General features: G+C 45.2%; 18 protein-coding genes. 4 read left to right on the plus strand and 14 right to left on the minus strand.

The features are described from left to right. Nucleotides 1–79 precede the first annotated feature (79 nt). From IT392_00730 to IT392_00740, 3 genes are read right to left on the minus strand one after another with little or no spacing between them, the layout of a single operon-like run. The gene (locus IT392_00730) at nt 80–823 is read right to left on the minus strand and encodes a DUF481 domain-containing protein (protein ID MCC6543012.1); all 744 of its coding nucleotides are present in this window, start codon (nt 821–823) and stop codon (nt 80–82) included. Nucleotides 824–843: 20 nt separating this feature from the next. Beyond that, nucleotides 844–1,239, minus strand: a complete 396-nt coding sequence (gene mscL / locus IT392_00735; GenBank protein MCC6543013.1) for a large-conductance mechanosensitive channel protein MscL — start codon at nt 1,237–1,239, stop codon at nt 844–846. A gap of 26 nt (nt 1,240–1,265) precedes the next feature. Then, nucleotides 1,266–2,762 (minus strand): OmpA family protein, encoded by a 1,497-nt coding sequence (locus IT392_00740; GenBank protein MCC6543014.1) that lies wholly within the window; start codon nt 2,760–2,762, stop codon nt 1,266–1,268. Between the two features lie 462 nt (nt 2,763–3,224). Here IT392_00740 and IT392_00745 point away from each other — a divergent pair, with 462 nt between their 5' ends. Continuing rightward, nucleotides 3,225–3,581 carry a cytochrome c gene (locus tag IT392_00745; GenBank protein MCC6543015.1) on the plus strand — a complete coding sequence of 119 codons (357 nt, stop codon included), beginning with the start codon at nt 3,225–3,227 and terminating at the stop codon, nt 3,579–3,581. A 76-nt stretch (nt 3,582–3,657) separates the two neighbouring features. Further along, entirely contained in the window at nt 3,658–4,062 is a 405-nt protein-coding gene (locus IT392_00750; protein ID MCC6543016.1) for a hypothetical protein, read from the plus strand. Between the two features lie 28 nt (nt 4,063–4,090). Here IT392_00750 and IT392_00755 read toward each other — a convergent pair whose 3' ends face one another. From IT392_00755 to trpE, 10 genes are all read right to left on the minus strand, one after another. Further along, nucleotides 4,091–6,076 (minus strand): LPS-assembly protein LptD, encoded by a 1,986-nt coding sequence (locus IT392_00755; GenBank protein MCC6543017.1) that lies wholly within the window; start codon nt 6,074–6,076, stop codon nt 4,091–4,093. 4 nt (nt 6,077–6,080) lie between these two features. Then, a complete protein-coding gene (locus tag IT392_00760; protein ID MCC6543018.1) occupies nt 6,081–7,376 on the minus strand; it encodes a bifunctional folylpolyglutamate synthase/dihydrofolate synthase in 1,296 nt (431 codons plus the stop codon). A 9-nt stretch (nt 7,377–7,385) separates the two neighbouring features. Beyond that, complete coding sequence (locus IT392_00765) at nt 7,386–8,210, minus strand: acetyl-CoA carboxylase carboxyltransferase subunit beta (GenBank protein ID MCC6543019.1); 825 nt, start codon at nt 8,208–8,210, stop codon at nt 7,386–7,388. Then, nucleotides 8,197–9,000, minus strand: coding sequence for a tryptophan synthase subunit alpha (locus tag IT392_00770; protein MCC6543020.1), 804 nt, complete (start codon nt 8,998–9,000; stop codon nt 8,197–8,199). Before IT392_00770 ends, IT392_00765 begins: the two co-directional genes overlap by 14 nt. A 6-nt stretch (nt 9,001–9,006) precedes the next feature. Further along, a complete protein-coding gene (gene trpB, locus IT392_00775; protein MCC6543021.1) occupies nt 9,007–10,191 on the minus strand; it encodes a tryptophan synthase subunit beta in 1,185 nt (394 codons plus the stop codon). Beyond that, on the minus strand, nt 10,178–10,801 hold the full coding sequence (locus IT392_00780; GenBank protein ID MCC6543022.1) for a phosphoribosylanthranilate isomerase: 624 nt from the start codon (nt 10,799–10,801) through the stop codon (nt 10,178–10,180). Before IT392_00780 ends, trpB begins: the two co-directional genes overlap by 14 nt. A 9-nt stretch (nt 10,802–10,810) precedes the next feature. After that, on the minus strand, nt 10,811–11,599 hold the full coding sequence (gene trpC, locus IT392_00785) for an indole-3-glycerol phosphate synthase TrpC (protein ID MCC6543023.1): 789 nt from the start codon (nt 11,597–11,599) through the stop codon (nt 10,811–10,813). Nucleotides 11,600–11,624: 25 nt separating this feature from the next. Next, nucleotides 11,625–12,641, minus strand: coding sequence for an anthranilate phosphoribosyltransferase (gene trpD / locus IT392_00790; GenBank protein MCC6543024.1), 1,017 nt, complete (start codon nt 12,639–12,641; stop codon nt 11,625–11,627). Nucleotides 12,642–12,805: 164 nt separating this feature from the next. Further along, nucleotides 12,806–13,369, minus strand: coding sequence for an aminodeoxychorismate/anthranilate synthase component II (pabA, locus tag IT392_00795; GenBank protein ID MCC6543025.1), 564 nt, complete (start codon nt 13,367–13,369; stop codon nt 12,806–12,808). After that, complete coding sequence (gene trpE / locus IT392_00800) at nt 13,369–14,850, minus strand: anthranilate synthase component I (GenBank protein ID MCC6543026.1); 1,482 nt, start codon at nt 14,848–14,850, stop codon at nt 13,369–13,371. The genes pabA and trpE overlap by 1 nt, the downstream gene beginning before the upstream one ends. A 218-nt stretch (nt 14,851–15,068) precedes the next feature. On the opposite strand from trpE, the gene IT392_00805 reads away from it, so the two are divergent. Together IT392_00805 and IT392_00810 are read left to right on the plus strand one after the other, a co-directional pair. After that, entirely contained in the window at nt 15,069–16,403 is a 1,335-nt protein-coding gene (locus tag IT392_00805) for an MFS transporter (protein MCC6543027.1), read from the plus strand. A gap of 160 nt (nt 16,404–16,563) precedes the next feature. Then, entirely contained in the window at nt 16,564–17,055 is a 492-nt protein-coding gene (locus tag IT392_00810; GenBank protein ID MCC6543028.1) for a hypothetical protein, read from the plus strand. A gap of 58 nt (nt 17,056–17,113) precedes the next feature. On the opposite strand, the gene IT392_00815 is transcribed toward IT392_00810, so the two are convergent. Further along, the gene (locus IT392_00815) at nt 17,114–17,317 is read right to left on the minus strand and encodes a hypothetical protein (protein ID MCC6543029.1); all 204 of its coding nucleotides are present in this window, start codon (nt 17,315–17,317) and stop codon (nt 17,114–17,116) included. Nucleotides 17,318–17,520: the final 203 nt, after the last annotated feature.

The following is a 17,520-nucleotide window of genomic DNA, read 5'->3' on the forward strand; positions in this document are numbered from 1 at the left end:
ACAATAATTACGATGCGGAACATCCCGACTGTCATCCCTTTGGATTCCCCTGCTCATGTCACAGGTCACACAGATAACCTTACAACACGTTTACGACCAGCGAAAGCGCCAGGACCCTGTCAGTATACTTCGCCCCGCCTACAGGTTCATTGTCATACTTTACCTTGTAGCTGGTCTTCAGTGAGAGCATACTGTTAAGCGCTGCTGAGAGGGACGTATCTGAATTTACATTAAAGTTTTCGCTGTTATCAAAATCATGCAGGTACTCAACGGCCTGTTCAAACTTGTTCGTTGGTGTAATGTTATAGGTATACTTCCCGAAAATTCTGCCTCCCATATAATCGCTGTCCGTATGGTTTGTATATGTATCCATTGTGTAGTTAATACCTGCTTCTGTGTTAAGCATGTGTTTCGGGCCTGCAAGTATTTTGTAGCCAATACCTGCGCCGAAATAGTATCTGTGATCAATCTTCGCAAATTCGTCCTGAAGCCAGGATACATCAGCAAATGAGTACATCCTGCTTCTGATCAGGTAATCAAGACGGAGCAATGTTGTGTAACGTTCCGCGGTTGACTCGCCTTCAGATGATGCCTTCAGCGCCTCGATGTTCCATGTTGCTATAAGGTAGTCTACAGGGGTATATTTCAGCGTATTCACAATCAGCAGCGACGACAGCCTTGTATTTCCCTGCGAGTCGACATATGACAGTTGAGCCTCATCTGTAATCCTCTTTGGTTCCGTAGTCTCCGCAGCTGCAAAGAACGGATACAAGACTGCCAGCATTAAAACGAACGTATGAACAATGATAAATTTTAGTTTCAAGGCAGACCCTCCTTACTATTTTATTTTGATTTCAAAATGTCCCTGATCTCTGAGAGCAGGACCTCTTCTCTAGTTGGACCTGCCAGAACGGCAGGTGAAGCCTCCTCTTTCCTTTTGAGGGCGCTCAAAACCTTGACAAGTATAAATATTGAAAATGCAATTATAGTAAAATTAAGCACCGTCTGGACAAACTTGCCGTATTTAAACATCACAGCAGGAACGCTGCCTGATGCAGCCTGCATCGTAATAGCAAGGTCTGAAAAGTCTACCCCTCCTATAAGCAAACCTACAGGCGGCATTATTATGTCTTCAACCAGAGATGACACTATCTTGCCAAATGCAGCGCCGATAATAATACCAACTGCCATGTCGACAACATTCCCTTTTACTGCAAATGATTTAAATTCCTGTATCAGGCTCATATACCCTCCTGCAAATATCGTTACTGTCTGTGGACCACTGTATCAATGACTGCCTCAACCCTGCGGTTCTGCTGGCGGCCTGTGGCAGTTGAATTATCCGCTACAGGTTTAGAAGAACCGTATCCCTTCGCACTAATCCTTGAAGCGCTAATCCCAAACTCCTCAACAAGGTAATTCTTCACCGCATCCGCCCTTCTCTGTGACAATTCAATATTCGTCGCTTCTCTTCCAACATTATCAGTATGTCCGCCGATCTCAACAGTTGTAGTCTTATATTTGCTCATAACGTCAGCAAGATTTTTAATCTCATCGTGGTATTTCGAGTGAATGTCTGCTTTTGCTGTCTCAAACTCGATATTAAGTGTTATTGACACCTTTTCCGGAAGCGCACACCCTTTATCATCTACCACGGTGTCAGGCTTTGTGTCAGGACATTTGTCAATATAGTCTGCAACTCCATCACTGTCAGTATCAAGCGGACAACCTCTTGCATCAACCTTCGCAACTGGAGGGGTATTCGGACACAAATCCTGAGAGTCTGCAACTCCATCATTATCTGAATCTTCAGAACAGCCATCTGCATCAACTTTTTCCCCGGCAGGGGTTCCGGGACACTTGTCCATATAATCAGCAACACCATCCTTGTCGCTGTCAATCGGACACCCTTTTGTGTCTACCTTGATACCCACAGGGGTCTTTGGACATTGATCCATCGAGTCTGCTACACCGTCATTGTCCGAATCTTCAGAACATCCATTCGAATCAACTTTTAAGCCGGCAGGAGTATCGGGACACTTGTCCATATAATCAGCAACACCATCCTTATCAGAATCTATCGGGCAGCCTGTGGGGTCAACACCTACGCCAGCTGGAGTACCAGGACAGCGGTCAATTTCATTTCTGACACCATCTCCGTCATCGTCCTTAGGGACATGAGCGGCTGTCTTTTGAGGCTTTTCCCGCTCTGCCATCTTCCCAAGTGGTAAAGTCAGAGTCAAACCTGTAAGCCAGTCATTGAATTGATCCTCAGTAGAAAGGCTGGAACTATCATCATCATAACGGTGGCGTGCCTCAAGCCTCAATGCCCAGCTCTCTCTTATTGAAAGTCTCAGGCCAATTCCAGGTTCAGCCATTAAATTAGTACTTTTCTCTCCCGAATGGCTGGTGCGGAGCGCACCTATTCCCAGGACACCATAAGGAGATATTTGCGATTCCGGAGTCAGGAAATACAGCGCATTAAGACTTAACCCCCTTTGTTCATAATCATCATTAGCGCCTTTACCCGACAGATTGTCTATCATAATATTAAGCTCAAGGTTCCATGACCTGCTGACTGCCTTACCTATACCTATCCTGAATTCCGGGTCATCATCGGACAGCCGATCACTGTCGGCAAAGATGTAATTGACTCCGGGTGAAATGTACCATCTCTTGTCAATGGGTTCCTCACCCCTGACAACTGTTGACGCAACAAGTACCGTACATACAACAACTATAAGTATCATGTTAATTTTCATTACACGCCTCCCTTTGAACATTTGCAGTTATAGGATCTTAATCAAAAATGCTGTAATTTACTGCTTCATATATGATTTACAGATGATGTGAGACGATAAATATTTAGCCTGTAAAATTTATATTATCAGGATAAATTGCTGATGTCAATCTGTAAGTAGGCAACTGTCTAACCCATTTATATCTATCCGATTATGTCAATATTGTCATAGACAGAAGTCAGAAAGGCATAACAAAAAAAACCTTGACATTAACAGGGCGTATCTGTATATTTTTTATTGTATTTTACAAATATAGCATTCAAGTTAAACATAAAATTATAGTCATCTGCTATTCTTACATGGAGGGGAGGTGGGAAACGGCAGCAGCCACTTAATAGCCATCAAAGTAATGCGCCATAAATTAGCGGCGCTGAGTGATTCAGTAGTATAACTTAACCACACTTAATCAGGAGGTTTCAAGAAATGTCAAGATTAGCCAAAATTGCAGTTGCATCAATCGCTGTTGCAGCATTCGGCCTTACCATGTATACTGCCCAGGGTTTCGCAGCAGATCCGGCAAATGGGAAAAAAGTATTTACAGCAAACTGTGTAGTATGCCACGGAGATAAGGGTGATGGTATGGGACCGGCAGCAGCTACCATGAATCCAAAGCCAAGGAATTTCACAAGCGCAACAGAGATGAAGGGTATTGATGATGCAAGACTTCATAAGAGTATTACTGAAGGAAGACCCGGCACCGCAATGGTAGGTTTTGCCAAGACACTGAAGGCAGGCGACATTGATGATGTTATCGCATATATAAAAAGCTTGAAGAAATAACCAAGTAGTAACATGATTAATCAAATAGAGGCCCTGGGCGTTATCTCAGGGCCTTTATATTTTAGGAGGTATGCCCTTGGGAAAAGCGACACAAATATTTCTTGTAGCCAGTCTTATTTATCTGGTCATTGGAGTCACGATTGGCGTAAGTCTCACCATTCACCCGGGTGCCATCGGGGGATTCATGGCTGTGCATGCCCATATTAACCTTTTGGGCTGGCTTTCGATGATGGTATTTGCTGTCGCTTATCACGTACTTCCACGCTTCACCGGGAAGGTGCTGTTCAGCGAACGGCTTGCTAATACACACGTTGTACTTGCCAACGCCGGTCTCATCGGCCTCATGATTGCATGGCCGCTGTCACGTTTCCACCTGACACCTGCTGTACGCACACTTTTTATCGCAGCAGCCTTATGTTATGCGGCAGGGGCTTATTTATTTGTTTATAATATCCTCAGAACTATCTTTGGGAAAGACTGACAGAGGTGGAAATCAGGAGAAGGCGCATTTAAATCCGACCCACTGAGCCAACCCCCTTTAGATTCAGAAGCACACTGTATTGCTCTTCATCAGGCCTGTATTTGTATGAAAATGATACTCCCCAGCACTGACCGATATACTTAAGTGTATAATTCGTTTCTCTCATAACATGGTCGTTATTATCATACCATAGAGCTATTGAATTGCTGATACTGTCCATCACTATGCCGGCCTCTGCCGTTATAAAATCTATTGAATAATCTCTGGAATATCTATACCCTGCATTTAAATAACTACTGCCTCCGGTTATTTTCAAGTCTGTGTTAAAAGAGCTGAAATCTCCCTTATCATGGTTATACATAGTATCGGCATCCACAGAGACGGATTCATACGGCCTTAAGACAGCCTCAATCCTTGTATCAGAGAACCTCTTTCCCGAATTTTCAGGACCATCCGGGTTAATATAATATAGTTGAGTCAATCGTAAGTTAAATGGCTCATACTTCCTGACACTGTGTAAGGATACCACCCTGTTAATAATAGTAAATGATACTGCATTTTTTTTACCACTTTCTTCCACCAGATCAAGCTTCTTACCACCTGCCTCCGGTTTGTCCCCATCTGCATATTCATAAGATAAAACCGGCTCTATAAAGTGCAGCAACTCACCATTACCTGTGCTGAATGACCTGAAGAACTTGGTAGAAAGAGATGCGCCAAGTTCATATAGATTTGAATGTACAGGGTCAGTATCACCGTCATAGTAGTAAGACACCTGCTCTATCCCTGCCTTGGGTATGAAGACAACTCCTTTGTGGGCAAATCGTGCTGACAAGGCAGGCGCTATAAACAATCTTGTAAGCCCCGTATCTTCTTCCTCCCACCTCGAGGCAGATGATGTCAGATTATAAAAAACCGGCAGTCCTCCAACCCTCGTATCAATAACATTTACACTGACCTCTGGCAGCCTTTGATATATACCTGTACTATTACCCGCCGGATCAAGATTCTGTGTATACTGTGCCCACAGGTGCGAGGAAAGATGATCCCACCTCCTGCTTACATAAAGGTCTGAATCCTGAGTCCTCTGAAGGCGCTCACCAATATCTTCACTTATGTCCTTGTAAAGTGTCTTATCATTGAGGTGATTTACACGTAGCTTTGCAGTAAAATTATCAGCAATTACCTGCCGGTGCTGATATTTAATATCCCATCGGTCTCTATTCAACTGGTTATCATTCAGATAATAACCGTTAAACTGGCCGCCTGTATCTTTACTATAAAGATAACGGTATTCCAGTCCTCCCCCCCAACCTTTCTTACTGTAATAATCTGAGTATATCGTGGCATCCTTACTCTCGGATATGGCCCAGTAGAATGCATTGTTTAACTTCAGTCCCTCGCCTGTATTATAGCCAATCCTGGGTATTAACAATCCCGTCTGCCTCTCCTGAACAATAGGAAGTACAATATACGGGATATACAGGACAGGGAAATTCTTCACAGACATTAAGACATTCCGGGCAGTAAAAAAGTGATTCAAACGTATATTTATATTATTTCCTTCAAACCTCCAGCAGGGGTTATCACCATCACATGTGGTAAATTTTGCCTTCCTGATCCTGAACCTGTCTTGAGACAACCTTTCTATCTTGTCTCCTTCTATATGGTAATTGTCCTCTTTAATGAACAGCTTGCCATTTTCAATGCTTGTGTATGATGTTCTCATATTAATGTAAAGATTCTCAGATGATAACCGGTTATCCCCATCCTCAAGCTCTACATTACCCGATGCACTTAACTCACCACTGTTATTATCCAGAATAACCTTAGAAGATCTGAGAACCCTGTTTGCATAGTGTATAACCACATTACCTTCAGCCGTATAAATACCATCGGCATATGTCAGTGTGTCAGCTGTTATCCTTGTTTCCGGAACCTCCGCATGCGAATGTGACACTGCCAGACAAATAAAACAAATGAATATGAAAAGGGCGGGAGTCCACTTTTTCATCTTGTCATCTACTAACCAATCTGCCCGAAAGAAGAGTGCGAGCCTCACCTACAAGATATAAGGATCCTGTAATGAGTACAATATCAGAGTCAGATGTAATGCCCCTGGCAGCAGATATGGCATCAGATAGTGTACTGAAGGCACGGAAGTTCCTTCCTGACTCAGCTGCAATCTCCATGAGTTCGTCCACCGGTAGACCCCTGTCTGTATCAGGCATTGTTAATATTATGTCTGTTACACAGGGTATCAACTCCTGCAACATAGAACTAACATCCTTATCCCTCAGGGCGCCGAATATCATGACTACCTTGTTTATATGTCTGTCACCCTTTAAGACATCCTCAATAAACGCCCGCAGGACAATGGAAGCAGAATGATTGTGGGCGCCATCAAGCAGAAATCCAGGGCGGCCTGCCAATGTCTCAAGCCTTCCGGGCCACACAACATCACGAACACCAGCCGTTAAATTCTCTACCGTCAAATTAAATCCCATCTCAGATAATAGTTCTGCAGCATACAGGGCTGTCCCCATATTTAACATCTGGTGTCGTCCGAGGAGTGCCGTTTCAAGAAATAAACGCTTATATTTACGGCCGCTATAGAAGAATTTGCTCTGATTCCGGCCGATTTCAACCGGTTCAGCAACAAAATCCCTGCAATATAGATATGCCTGACTTCCTGCTCCCAAAGCAATTTCTTCTATGACAGAAGCAATGCCCGGCCGTCTTTCTGACGAAATCAGTGAAACACCCTGCTTTATTATTCCGCATTTCTCTGCAGCGATCTCTTCCAGAGTCTTGCCAAGATATTCAGTATGATCATATTCAATATTCGTGATAACCGATAGCAGCGGGACGATTATATTTGTTGCGTCCAGCCTCCCGCCCATACCAACCTCCATTATTGCAATGTCCACACCCTCCTCTGCAAAATACTGAAGTGCCATGGCTGTCGTAAACTCAAAAAATGTAGGGGCAATTTCCATTTCACTTATACATTCCTTTATATGCCGGATGAGGGCGGATGTCCGTTCCCCTGGTATAGGAACATTATTGATCCTTATCCGTTCAGAAAATGCAGTCAAATGAGGTGAGGTGTAAAGACCCGTTTTGTATCCGGCCTTCTGCAGGATAGTTGAAATGATTGCAGCCGTGGATCCTTTTCCGTTAGTCCCGCCTATATGTATAGTCTTAATTTTATCCTGCGGATTATCCAGGATGTCACATAACGCTTTGATATTTGAGAGGCCTAATTTTATTCCAAACTGCTGGAGAGAATATAAATAAGATAACTCGTTCATCTCTCACTTTTAAGACGGGCTGAAGAAGGTTATAACCTTTGATAAAGTATCTTTAAGTTTTTTCCTCTCTACTATCATATCTATCATTCCATGCTCAAGCAGGAATTCTGCACGCTGGAAACCATCAGGCAGCTGCTGTTTTATAGTTTGTTCAACAACCCTGGGTCCGGCAAAGCCGATAAGGGCCTTAGGCTCAGCAATTATTATATCTCCCAGCATGGCAAAGCTTGCGGTAACCCCTCCGAAAGTCGGATCAGTCAATATCGAGATATACGGTATCCCCATTTCAGAGAGGCGCGATAAGGCCGCGCTGGTCTTCGCCATCTGCATTAGCGAGAGTATTCCCTCCTGCATCCTCGCCCCGCCGGAGGCAGAGACTATTATGAGGGGAAACTTTGTATTCATAGAAGTCTCTGCTGCACGCAATATCTTTTCTCCAACAACAGAACCCATGCTCCCGCCCATAAACTTGAAATTAAATATCCCAACTATTACAGGCAGTTCATTTATCTTACCCTCTCCATAGATAAATGCATCAGCATAACCTGTAGACTTCTGATAGTTCTTAATCCTGTCTTTATATTTCACTGAATCTTTAAATTCCAATGGGTCCAGGGAGTAGATAGATCCGTCCATCTCTTTGAAGCTGCCATCATCAATTATCAGGGCTATACGATCTTCAACTGATATGTAAAAGTGATACTTACACTTGGGACAGACCATGGAGCTTTTTTCTACTTCTTTCCTGTAGATGATCTCCCGGCAATAGTTACACTTTATCCAGAGCCCTTCCGGTATCTTGATCTTCTTATCTTCTTTCTTAAACCAGGCCATTTATCCCCTTTTTTAAGGACTTTACGAAACTACCTGTCCTGGACAATAATTGCTTCTTCCCAATATTTTCCTCAATAAGCCTGACAACAGCACTCCCCACTATTACGCCGTCTGCCCAGCGGGAAATCTTCCTCGCCTCCTCAGGACGGGAGATGCCAAAACCTACTGCCACAGGCAGGCCGGTGTGCCTTTGTATCTCTGAAACCTTATCCTTAATCTCGTTAAAATTAGCGAGTTTCCCTCCTGTAATACCTGTCATGGACACATAATATACAAAACCGGAAGAGACCGATGTAACCTTCTTTATCCTCTCTTCAGTACTTGTTGGCGCAAGAAGGAACACAGTGTCAAGACCTGCTTCTCTCGCATACCTGATAAACTCTTCTGCCTCCTCAGGAGGAAGATCCGGTATTATAACTCCATCTATGCCGGCAGAGACAGCTTCTGCCGGAAATCTTTCTATCCCGTATTGCAATATGATATTGTAATACGTCATAACAATAATTGGAACAGTAACCTTTTTCCTTGTCTTTTTGACAAGAGAGATGACCTTTTTAAGCGTAGTCCCGGACTTGAGGGCACGATCAGACGCCCGCTGGATCGTTGGACCGTCTGCAACCGGATCTGAAAATGGGACTCCAAGCTCCAGTATATCGGCACCTGCCCTCTCAATGGTCTCGATCAGGGCCCCTGTTGTGTCAAGGTCCGGATCACCAGCCATGATATAGGTAATGAGGGCCTTCTCATTTCCTGATTTCAGTCTTGTAAATGTATCTTCTATTCTGCCCATCTTGCCTTACCTGCTGCCCAGAATTTCCGCCACCTGTTGAACGTCCTTATCACCACGGCCGGACAGATTCACTATAATAATGTTATCTTCAGACAGCGTTGGTGCAAGCTTTGTCACATATGAAATTGCGTGTGAACTCTCCAACGCCGGCATTATCCCCTCTATCTCACTCAGCAGAGAAAATGCACTGAGGGCCTCCTTATCCGTGGCATATGTATATTTGATCCTTTCTGCATCTCTGTAATAACTGTGTTCAGGTCCGACCGCTGAATAATCAAGTCCTGCAGAGACTGAATGGGTAACCTTGATCTGGCCATCCTTATCCTGCAGGAGATAAGTCATCGTACCCTGAAACGCGCCGACTGATCCAGTTGCAAATCTCGCCGCATGCTTTCCGGTCTTAATGCCAAGCCCCCCTGCCTCAACGCCAATCATTTTCACGGATGGGTCGTCAATGAACCGGTAGAAGAGACCTATCGCATTGCTTCCCCCGCCAACACAGGCCACAAGATAGTCAGGCAGTCTTCCTTCAGCAGCGATGATCTGATCCCTTGCCTCCGTCCCTATAACAGACTGGAAATCCCTTATCATCATTGGGAATGGATGTGCCCCAAGTACAGAACCAAGTATATAATGCGTTGTCCTCACGTTAGTAGTCCAGTCCCTCATCGCCTCACTTATCGCATCTTTAAGAGTCTTGCTCCCGTTATCAACAGGTATCACCTTTGCCCCCAGGAGCCTCATCCTGAAGACATTGAGCGACTGCCGTTCCATATCTTCAGTCCCCATGTATATCTCGCACTCGAGCCCGAACATTGCAGCAACAGTAGCAGTTGCAACGCCATGCTGACCTGCGCCTGTCTCAGCAATTATACGGCCCTTTCCCATACGTCTGGTTAATAAAGCCTGTCCGATCGTATTGTTAATCTTATGAGCTCCTGTATGGCAGAGGTCTTCACGCTTAAGGTATATCTTAGCCCCCTTTAGCTGTTTGGTCAGCCTCTCTGCAAAAAACAGAGGTGTCGGGCGGCCTACAAACTTCTTAAAATAATAGTCGAGCTCGTCCTTAAATGCAGGATCATCCTTGGCCGTTAGATATACCTCTTCCAGCTCCTGCAATGCCGGCATGAGTGTCTCAGGAACAAACTTCCCGCCATATATTCCAAAGTGACCGTTATTATCCGGAAGCATATAGTTTTTTTGCCTCTCTCACAAACTCAATTATCTTGTGATGGTCTTTCTCCCCCGGGCGAATCTCTACACCGCTTGAGACATCAACACCATAAGGTTGTATCAACCTGACAGCATCTCCAACATTAGAGGCATTAAGTCCACCTGACAGGATAATCCTGCCATATTCTTTAGCCATCTCAGCATATTTCCAGTTGAAGGTCTTTCCTGTCCCCCCCATGGTCCCATCTACCTTGGTATCAAGAAGAAAGGTATTAACATCATACATCTGCATTTCTTTGATGCTCTCTTCATCCTTGATCCTGATTGCCTTTATAACCTTCTCCCTGAACCTTGTACATAGTATTGGTGATTCTGATCCGTGGAACTGCAATACCTGGATACCACCTTCTCGAATGACACGTCTTATAAGTTCCTCGCTCTCATCTACAAAGATTCCTACCGTTGTAATAAATACCGGCAGTCTGGCTATTATAGCACGGGCCTTTCCGGGGTCAATAAATCTCGGGCTTTCAGGATAGAAGACAAAACCGATTGCATCAGCCCCTGCATCAGCCGCTGCCAGAGCATCTTCTAAATTAGTTATCCCGCATATTTTTACTTTGACCATATTTTCCATTTAACTCCCTAAAAGTTCCTTAATCTTTTCACCAACATCCTTTGCGGTTACTATTGATTCTCCCACAAGGACTGCATGAACCCCCGCATCTCCCAATACCCTGATATCATCGTTAGAGTAAATCCCGCTCTCGCTTACGATCACCTTATCACGAGGTATCTCTTTAATTATCCTCAGTGTAGTATTAATATCAACATTAAATGTTTTAAGGTCTCTGTTATTTATTCCCACTATCTGAGCCTCTGCCCTGAGTGCCTTCTCAAGCTCCCGCTCGTCGTGGACCTCTACAAGTGCAGGCATACCCAGTTCTGATGACATGGAGATAAATTCAGTAAGGGAAGACGGTTCCAATATCGCTGCAATAAGAAGCAAGGCATCCGCTCCAAGATACCTTGCCTCATATATATGATACTCATCAAATAAAAAATCCTTCCTCAACACAGGGATCTGTGCAGCCTTTTTAGCAGCTGCAATATACTCAGGGTTCCCTGAAAAAAAGTCTTCCTCTGTAATGACTGAAATTGCGGACGCCCCGGCCTCTTCATATTGTTTAGCAATGTCATCCACCTTCAGGTCTTCTATGAGCACACCCTTTACAGGAGATTTCTTTTTAATCTCTGCTATCAGATTTACGCAGCTATTGCTTCTATTTAAAACCGCATTAAAAAAATCACGCGGCGCCTCTAAATCACGAAGCCTCGGAATTAACTCCCTTAGAGGCAGCCTGGCCTTAACCTGTGACAAGCCTTCCTTCTTACGCTCAACTATCTTTGCTAACAAGCCTTCCATAATTACATACTGCCATATAACCGGGCTAAATACCCTGGTTCGTCATCTTCTTCAATGTTTCAAGTTTAGCCAATGCAGCACCTGCTACAATAGACTTCTCAGCCTCAATAATGGCATGATTGAAATCAGCCGCCTTTCCGGACACAAGTATACCTGCCGCGGCATTCAAAAGCACCACATCCCTCTTTGGCCCTTTCTCACCCTCTAATATCTGGAGAACAATGCGGGCATTTTCCTCTGCACTGCCGCCTCTTAGGTCTTCTACTGATGCTGTACTCATTCCAAAATCAGAAGGCCGGATGGTATATGTCCGCACCTCCCCTGCCTTGCCTTCACTTACGATCGTTTCGCCTGTTATTGTAATCTCATCAAGGCCGTCACTGCCATGAACTACAAGACAGTGTCTGGCGCCAAGATTAATTAATACGTGTGCCAGGATCTCGGTGAGATGCGGTGAATACACACCAATCAACTGACGTGCAGCGCCTGCAGGATTGGTGAGTGGACCAAGTATATTGAACATAGTCCTGATGCCAATCTCCTGTCTCGGGGCCACTGCATGCTTCATTGCCGGGTGATAAAGGGGTGCAAATAAAAAACCGACCCCTATTTCATTTATGCAGGCATCAACCCTCGCCGGCGATATGTCTATATTAACGCCAAGCGCCCTCAACACATCTGCACTCCCGCACATGCTTGAGACAGAACGGTTCCCATGCTTTGCCACTGTTATCCCTGCCCCTGCTACAATAAACGCCGCTGTAGTTGAAATATTAAATGTATGCAGCCGGTCTCCGCCGGTGCCGCATGTATCTACAGCATCAGGATCGCTAACCCTGATCCTTGCAGCCTTGTTGCGCATCACTATTGCAGCGCCAGTGATCTCTTCTACAGTCTCACCCTTCATCCTGAGGGCGGTCAGATATGAGGCAATCTGAGAAGGAGATGCCTGCCCTGTCATGATCTCTTCCATGACAGCCTCAGACTCCGACTCACTCAAATTTGCTCCATCTACGAGTCTTGTAATAGCTTCCTTAATCATAATAATAAAGATTCACTCGAAATAGCCTTTCAAATCCTCCCTGCCCCCCTTTTCTAAAGTGGGGTAACTGCTTTCCCCCTTTGAAAAAGGGGGATTAAGGGGGATTATTTGCATGTACCTTTGTGAGCCCGCGGCTCATGACGGTTCGTGACTGAACTTTGCTCCTATAATTTAATAAAATTCCTCAACAAATCCTTTCCTACAGTCGTCAGTATAGACTCCGGATGGAACTGCACCCCTTCTACCTTAAACTCCTTATGCCTGATCCCCATAATCTCGCCTTCGTCAGTCTCAGCGCTTATTTCAAGACAGGCCGGAAGCGTATCCCTTTTAACTATGAGGGAATGATACCTTGTAGCCTCAAATGGATTAGGTAATCCTGAAAATATAGTCTTCCCATCGTGGCGTATCAAGGATGTCTTGCCATGCATCAGCCTGTAATTCCTTACCACATCACCGCCAAATGCCTCTGCAATTGATTGATGACCGAGGCAGACACCGAGTATGGGTATCTTGCCTGCAAGTGTCTGAATCAATTCTACAGATATCCCGGCCTCTTTAGGAGTACAGGGACCCGGTGAAATCACGATCCTCTCAGGAGACATGTATTCTATCTCTTCAATACCTATCTTGTCATTCCGGAAGACCTCCATCTCCTGCCCCATCTCGCCAAGATACTGTACCAGATTATATGTGAATGAGTCGTAATTATCTATTATGAGAAGCATTACTCCAGCCCCTTCTCCGCCATCTCAATCGCCTTTACCATAGCCTTCATCTTATTCGTTGTCTCAAGATATTCCTTATCAGGCTCCGAATCAGCCACAATACCCGCCGCGGCCTGGAGGTATGCCTTATTCCCTTTTATGACGATAGTCCTTATTGTAATACATGTGTCCATGTTCCCCTGAAAACTGAAATAGCCTACCGAACCTGCATAAAGCCCCCTGTTGGATGATTCAAGCTCTTCTATAATCTCCATTGAGCGGATCTTTGGGGCCCCGCTGACAGTACCGGCCGGAAAGCATGCCTCCAGCACATCAAAGCCATCATACTCGGGATCAATCTCTCCAATCACATTCGAAACCAGATGAATCACATGAGAATATCTCTCAATGACCATCAGTTCATTTACCGAAACACTCCCCTTCTTACAAACCCTCCCGATGTCGTTACGTCCAAGATCAACAAGCATTATATGTTCTGCACGCTCCTTCGGATCAGACAACAGCTCATTCTCCATTCGTATATCATCCTCAGGACTCCTGCCCCGCCTTCTCGTACCGGCTATAGGTCTTGTCTCAACACGAGTCCCCTCTAACCTGACCAGTACTTCAGGCGAGCTGCCTACCACATGCAGATCACCATACTTGAGGTAAAACATATATGGAGACGGATTGACCCTGCGCAGCGCCCTGTAAATATCAAAAGGGTTAGAGCTTGTATCAAGGCTGAACCTCTGAGATATCTGTACCTGGAAGATGTCTCCTGCAGCGATATATTCCTTAGCTTTTTCCACCTTCCCGATGAATTCCTCTTTGGTTACATTTGAAGACCACTTAAGATTTACTTGGTCACCACCCTTCTTATAGTGACTATGCTTTAGCGGTCCCCATAGATCTTCTACGACACCATCAATCTTTTGTATCGCCTTTTCATATGTCCCTTTCAGGTCATCATCCTTTATGTGGGCATTGTGAACTACCTTTATCGTATGAAGGTGATTATCAAATATCAGCATGGTATCTGTAAGCACAAAAAAGAGGTCAGGGATATGAGTAAACTCACCCCTCTTTTCTATATCAACCTCTTCAAAATACCGGATCATGTCATAGGTCATGTAACCCACAGCACCCCCAAAAAACCTGGGGAGGTTCTCATCCAAAACAGGTTTGTAATGTGACATCTCCTCCTTCACGGCATCGAGCGGGTTTTCGTAGGCCTTAGTCGTTACAACCCCGTCCCTGACCCTTGTTACCCCCCTGTGGTCTGCCCTGATTATAACCCTGGGGTTACTGCCAAGGAAACTGAACCGGGCCCATTTCTCCCTACCCTCGACACTCTCAAGGAGGAATGAGTAATCACCCTTATCTATTTTCATGAATGCAGAGACAGGTGTTTCAAGGTCGGCAAGTATCTCTTTATAAACAGGGATAAGATTCCCCTGCTCCGCCTTTTTACAGAATTCTTCGAAGGTTGGATGGTACATGATAGACCTGTAAAATTATCATAGATAGGCCTTGATAGTCAAGGAATTCAACGCGATATAAACACATCCTTGCTTTTTATCGGGTTTGCTATAATAATTAGCTGCTAATCTGATTATTCGAACTCAATCAGGATCTGATCCTGTCTGGTTTCCGGTTTATAAACATATGCTGCCGAACCAGGCAACGTCATTACATTTTTTTAGGGAAAATAACCATCGTGAATTCATCCCCGGAACCCACGGCCCGGCTGAACTACTTCAAATTTGTTTTGCGGGCCTTGCGCTATCGGAACTACCGGCTTTTCTTTCTCGGGCAAATCGTCTCGCTTACCGGGACCTGGATGACACACATCGCAACGAGCTGGCTGGTGTACCGGCTGACAGGTTCTGCGCTGCTTTTGGGTGTCGTAGGGTTCTCGGGTCAGATGCCGGCGTTTTTGCTATCGCCGCTTGCCGGTCTAATCGTTGACCGGCACAGCCGCCATCGAATGCTTATCATGACACAGGGCCTGGCCATGGTTCAATCGTTTGCACTGGCGTTCCTGACTCTGTCTGACAGGATCACGATTCCATGGCTTTTGGTATTGTGTGTTTTTCAGGGATTGATCAATGCGTTTGACATGCCCTGCCGCCAGGCTTTTGTAGTAGAACTGGTCGAAGATAAAAAAGATCTGGGCAACGCTATCGCGCTCAATTCCTCAATGTTCAATCTCGCCCGATTGATTGGTCCTGCCGTCGGCGGGATATTGATAGCGGCGGTGGGTGAGGGGTGGTGTTTTCTCCTCGACGCCGTGAGCTACAGCGCGGTGATTACTGCGCTTTTAGCGATGACAATCAAGGCCCATTCCCCGGCGCGCCGCATTGACTCCGCGATCAGCCAGTTGAAAGAGGGAGTCGCATACGTGGTACAGTCTAAGCCGATACGATCTATTATCGGACTCCTCGCTCTAGTGAGCCTTATGGGTCTGCCCTACACGGTGCTCATGCCAATTTTCGCGGGAAAGATTTTAGGCGGAGGTCCACACACACTCGGTTTTCTCATGGCGGCTATCGGTACCGGAGCCTTGATCGGCGCATTCTGGCTGATGGGCCGAAAAACCGTATTGGGACTCGACCGGGTGATTACTGCAGGGTCCGCGCTTTTCGCCGCCGGCCTCATCGCCTTTTCTTTTTCACATACGCTGTTGTTGTCCCTCGCGCTTTTGGTCGTCTCCTCCTGCGGTTTCATGGTTCTTATGGCCTCAAGCAACACCATCCTTCAAACGATCGTGGATGATGACAAGCGCGGCCGCGTCATGAGTTTGTTTATCATGGCCTTCATGGGCCCGGCACCTTTCGGGAGTCTCCTGGCGGGATTTCTATCTCATGCGATCGGCGTACCGGCAACCCTGCTGTTCGGAGGTATCTGCTGTGCTGGCGGGGCGGTTTGGTTCTACCGGCAGCTTCCCGGGATCCGAAAAGCTACCCGTCCTATTTATCTCCGTCTCGGGATTATCCAGGAAATCGCTTCCGGTCTCGAGACTGCCGCGGAACTCTCTCTGCCCGAGGATTAACCGGTTCCGGATCGCGCTTAAGAAAGCGTCGAGTTCCTCACATATGTATATTATAATAATTTCATGTGTTATTATGTACTGTATTGAAATGCGAATGCCTTATCTGTTAAACAGGTTGGAGCAAATTAATTAATTAATTATTCTTCAAGGGGGTAACAACATGAAGCATATCGTTAAACGATTAACATCATGCATGGCCATCTTAACATTGCTGATCGCTATTACCGGAAGTCAGTCTATAGGAGAGGTAAATGTCAATGTCAACATTGGTGTCCCTGTGCCGCCGGCTGTAGTCGTTCAGGCCCCGCCGGAAATGATTTTCCTGTCTCAGCCTGGGGTCTATGTGGCTATAGGCGTTCCATATTCTATCTTCTTTATCAGCGGCCGCTATTATTATTACCATAATGACCGCTGGTTCTGGTCGCCTGGGTATGGTGGACCATGGGTTCATGTCAAATATAAATCTCTGCCACGAGGGTTACAAAAGTACAGGATACACGAGCTTCACACTTTCCGGGACCGCGAATTTAAAGCCTACAGGGAAAATGGCCCTAAATACAGAGGGAAACATTTTATTGCTGAAAAAGACCATAAACAAAAATCCAGAGGATATTCTGAAAAAGGGCAAAAGAGGCATCACAAAGGGAAATGATGAGGGAGTAAACTCACAATGATGACTTGAAGATACAGCAACTATGATTGTGCATTGCTCAGATTCTGACGAAGTATGGAAGAACTATAAGAACTACCCCGATTGCCACAAGAATAATAGTGTTGGAAATGAAATACGGAAATATCATGAGGAACACCCCGCAGAATAGAGGGACAATAGCCTTCTGCTTCTTGCCATAGATAAAGAAGGCAAGTCCTACTGATCCAAATAGCAGACCCCAAATAAGCGTCGACATGCTCAATGCCGTCTCATGTATCGCGTGACTATAAATAGATTAATCATCATAAAATGAGGAACACCCTTTACTGACTATATAATATTCCGATTATAAGGGGAATACAAGTCTCGACAATAAATAGTCGCTGTCCCTATTTATTTAGTCTACCTCACCAAGGGAAGTCCTTTGAAGTGACTTGAAACTGGTCAACTTTGTCAATTTTAATA

The sequence above is a fragment of the Nitrospirota bacterium genome, from assembly GCA_020846775.1.
In the GTDB taxonomy this organism is placed as follows: Bacteria; Nitrospirota; 9FT-COMBO-42-15; order HDB-SIOI813; family HDB-SIOI813; genus RBG-16-43-11.

Coding starts and splice junctions, on each gene's coding strand:
- IT392_00770 (MCC6543020.1), bottom strand. CDS start 9,000: ATGGGCAGAATAGAAGATACATTTACAAGACTGAAATCAGGAAATGAG.
- pabA (MCC6543025.1), bottom strand. CDS start 13,369: ATGCTTCTCATAATAGATAATTACGACTCATTCACATATAATCTGGTA.
- IT392_00810 (MCC6543028.1), top strand. CDS start 16,564: ATGAAGCATATCGTTAAACGATTAACATCATGCATGGCCATCTTAACA.
- trpD (MCC6543024.1), bottom strand. CDS start 12,641: ATGATTAAGGAAGCTATTACAAGACTCGTAGATGGAGCAAATTTGAGT.
- trpB (MCC6543021.1), bottom strand. CDS start 10,191: ATGCTTCCGGATAATAACGGTCACTTTGGAATATATGGCGGGAAGTTT.
- trpE (MCC6543026.1), bottom strand. CDS start 14,850: ATGTACCATCCAACCTTCGAAGAATTCTGTAAAAAGGCGGAGCAGGGG.
- IT392_00765 (MCC6543019.1), bottom strand. CDS start 8,210: ATGGCCTGGTTTAAGAAAGAAGATAAGAAGATCAAGATACCGGAAGGG.
- IT392_00740 (MCC6543014.1), bottom strand. CDS start 2,762: ATGAAAATTAACATGATACTTATAGTTGTTGTATGTACGGTACTTGTT.
- IT392_00780 (MCC6543022.1), bottom strand. CDS start 10,801: ATGGTCAAAGTAAAAATATGCGGGATAACTAATTTAGAAGATGCTCTG.
- IT392_00755 (MCC6543017.1), bottom strand. CDS start 6,076: ATGAAAAAGTGGACTCCCGCCCTTTTCATATTCATTTGTTTTATTTGT.
- IT392_00760 (MCC6543018.1), bottom strand. CDS start 7,376: ATGAACGAGTTATCTTATTTATATTCTCTCCAGCAGTTTGGAATAAAA.
- IT392_00745 (MCC6543015.1), top strand. CDS start 3,225: ATGTCAAGATTAGCCAAAATTGCAGTTGCATCAATCGCTGTTGCAGCA.
- trpC (MCC6543023.1), bottom strand. CDS start 11,599: ATGGAAGGCTTGTTAGCAAAGATAGTTGAGCGTAAGAAGGAAGGCTTG.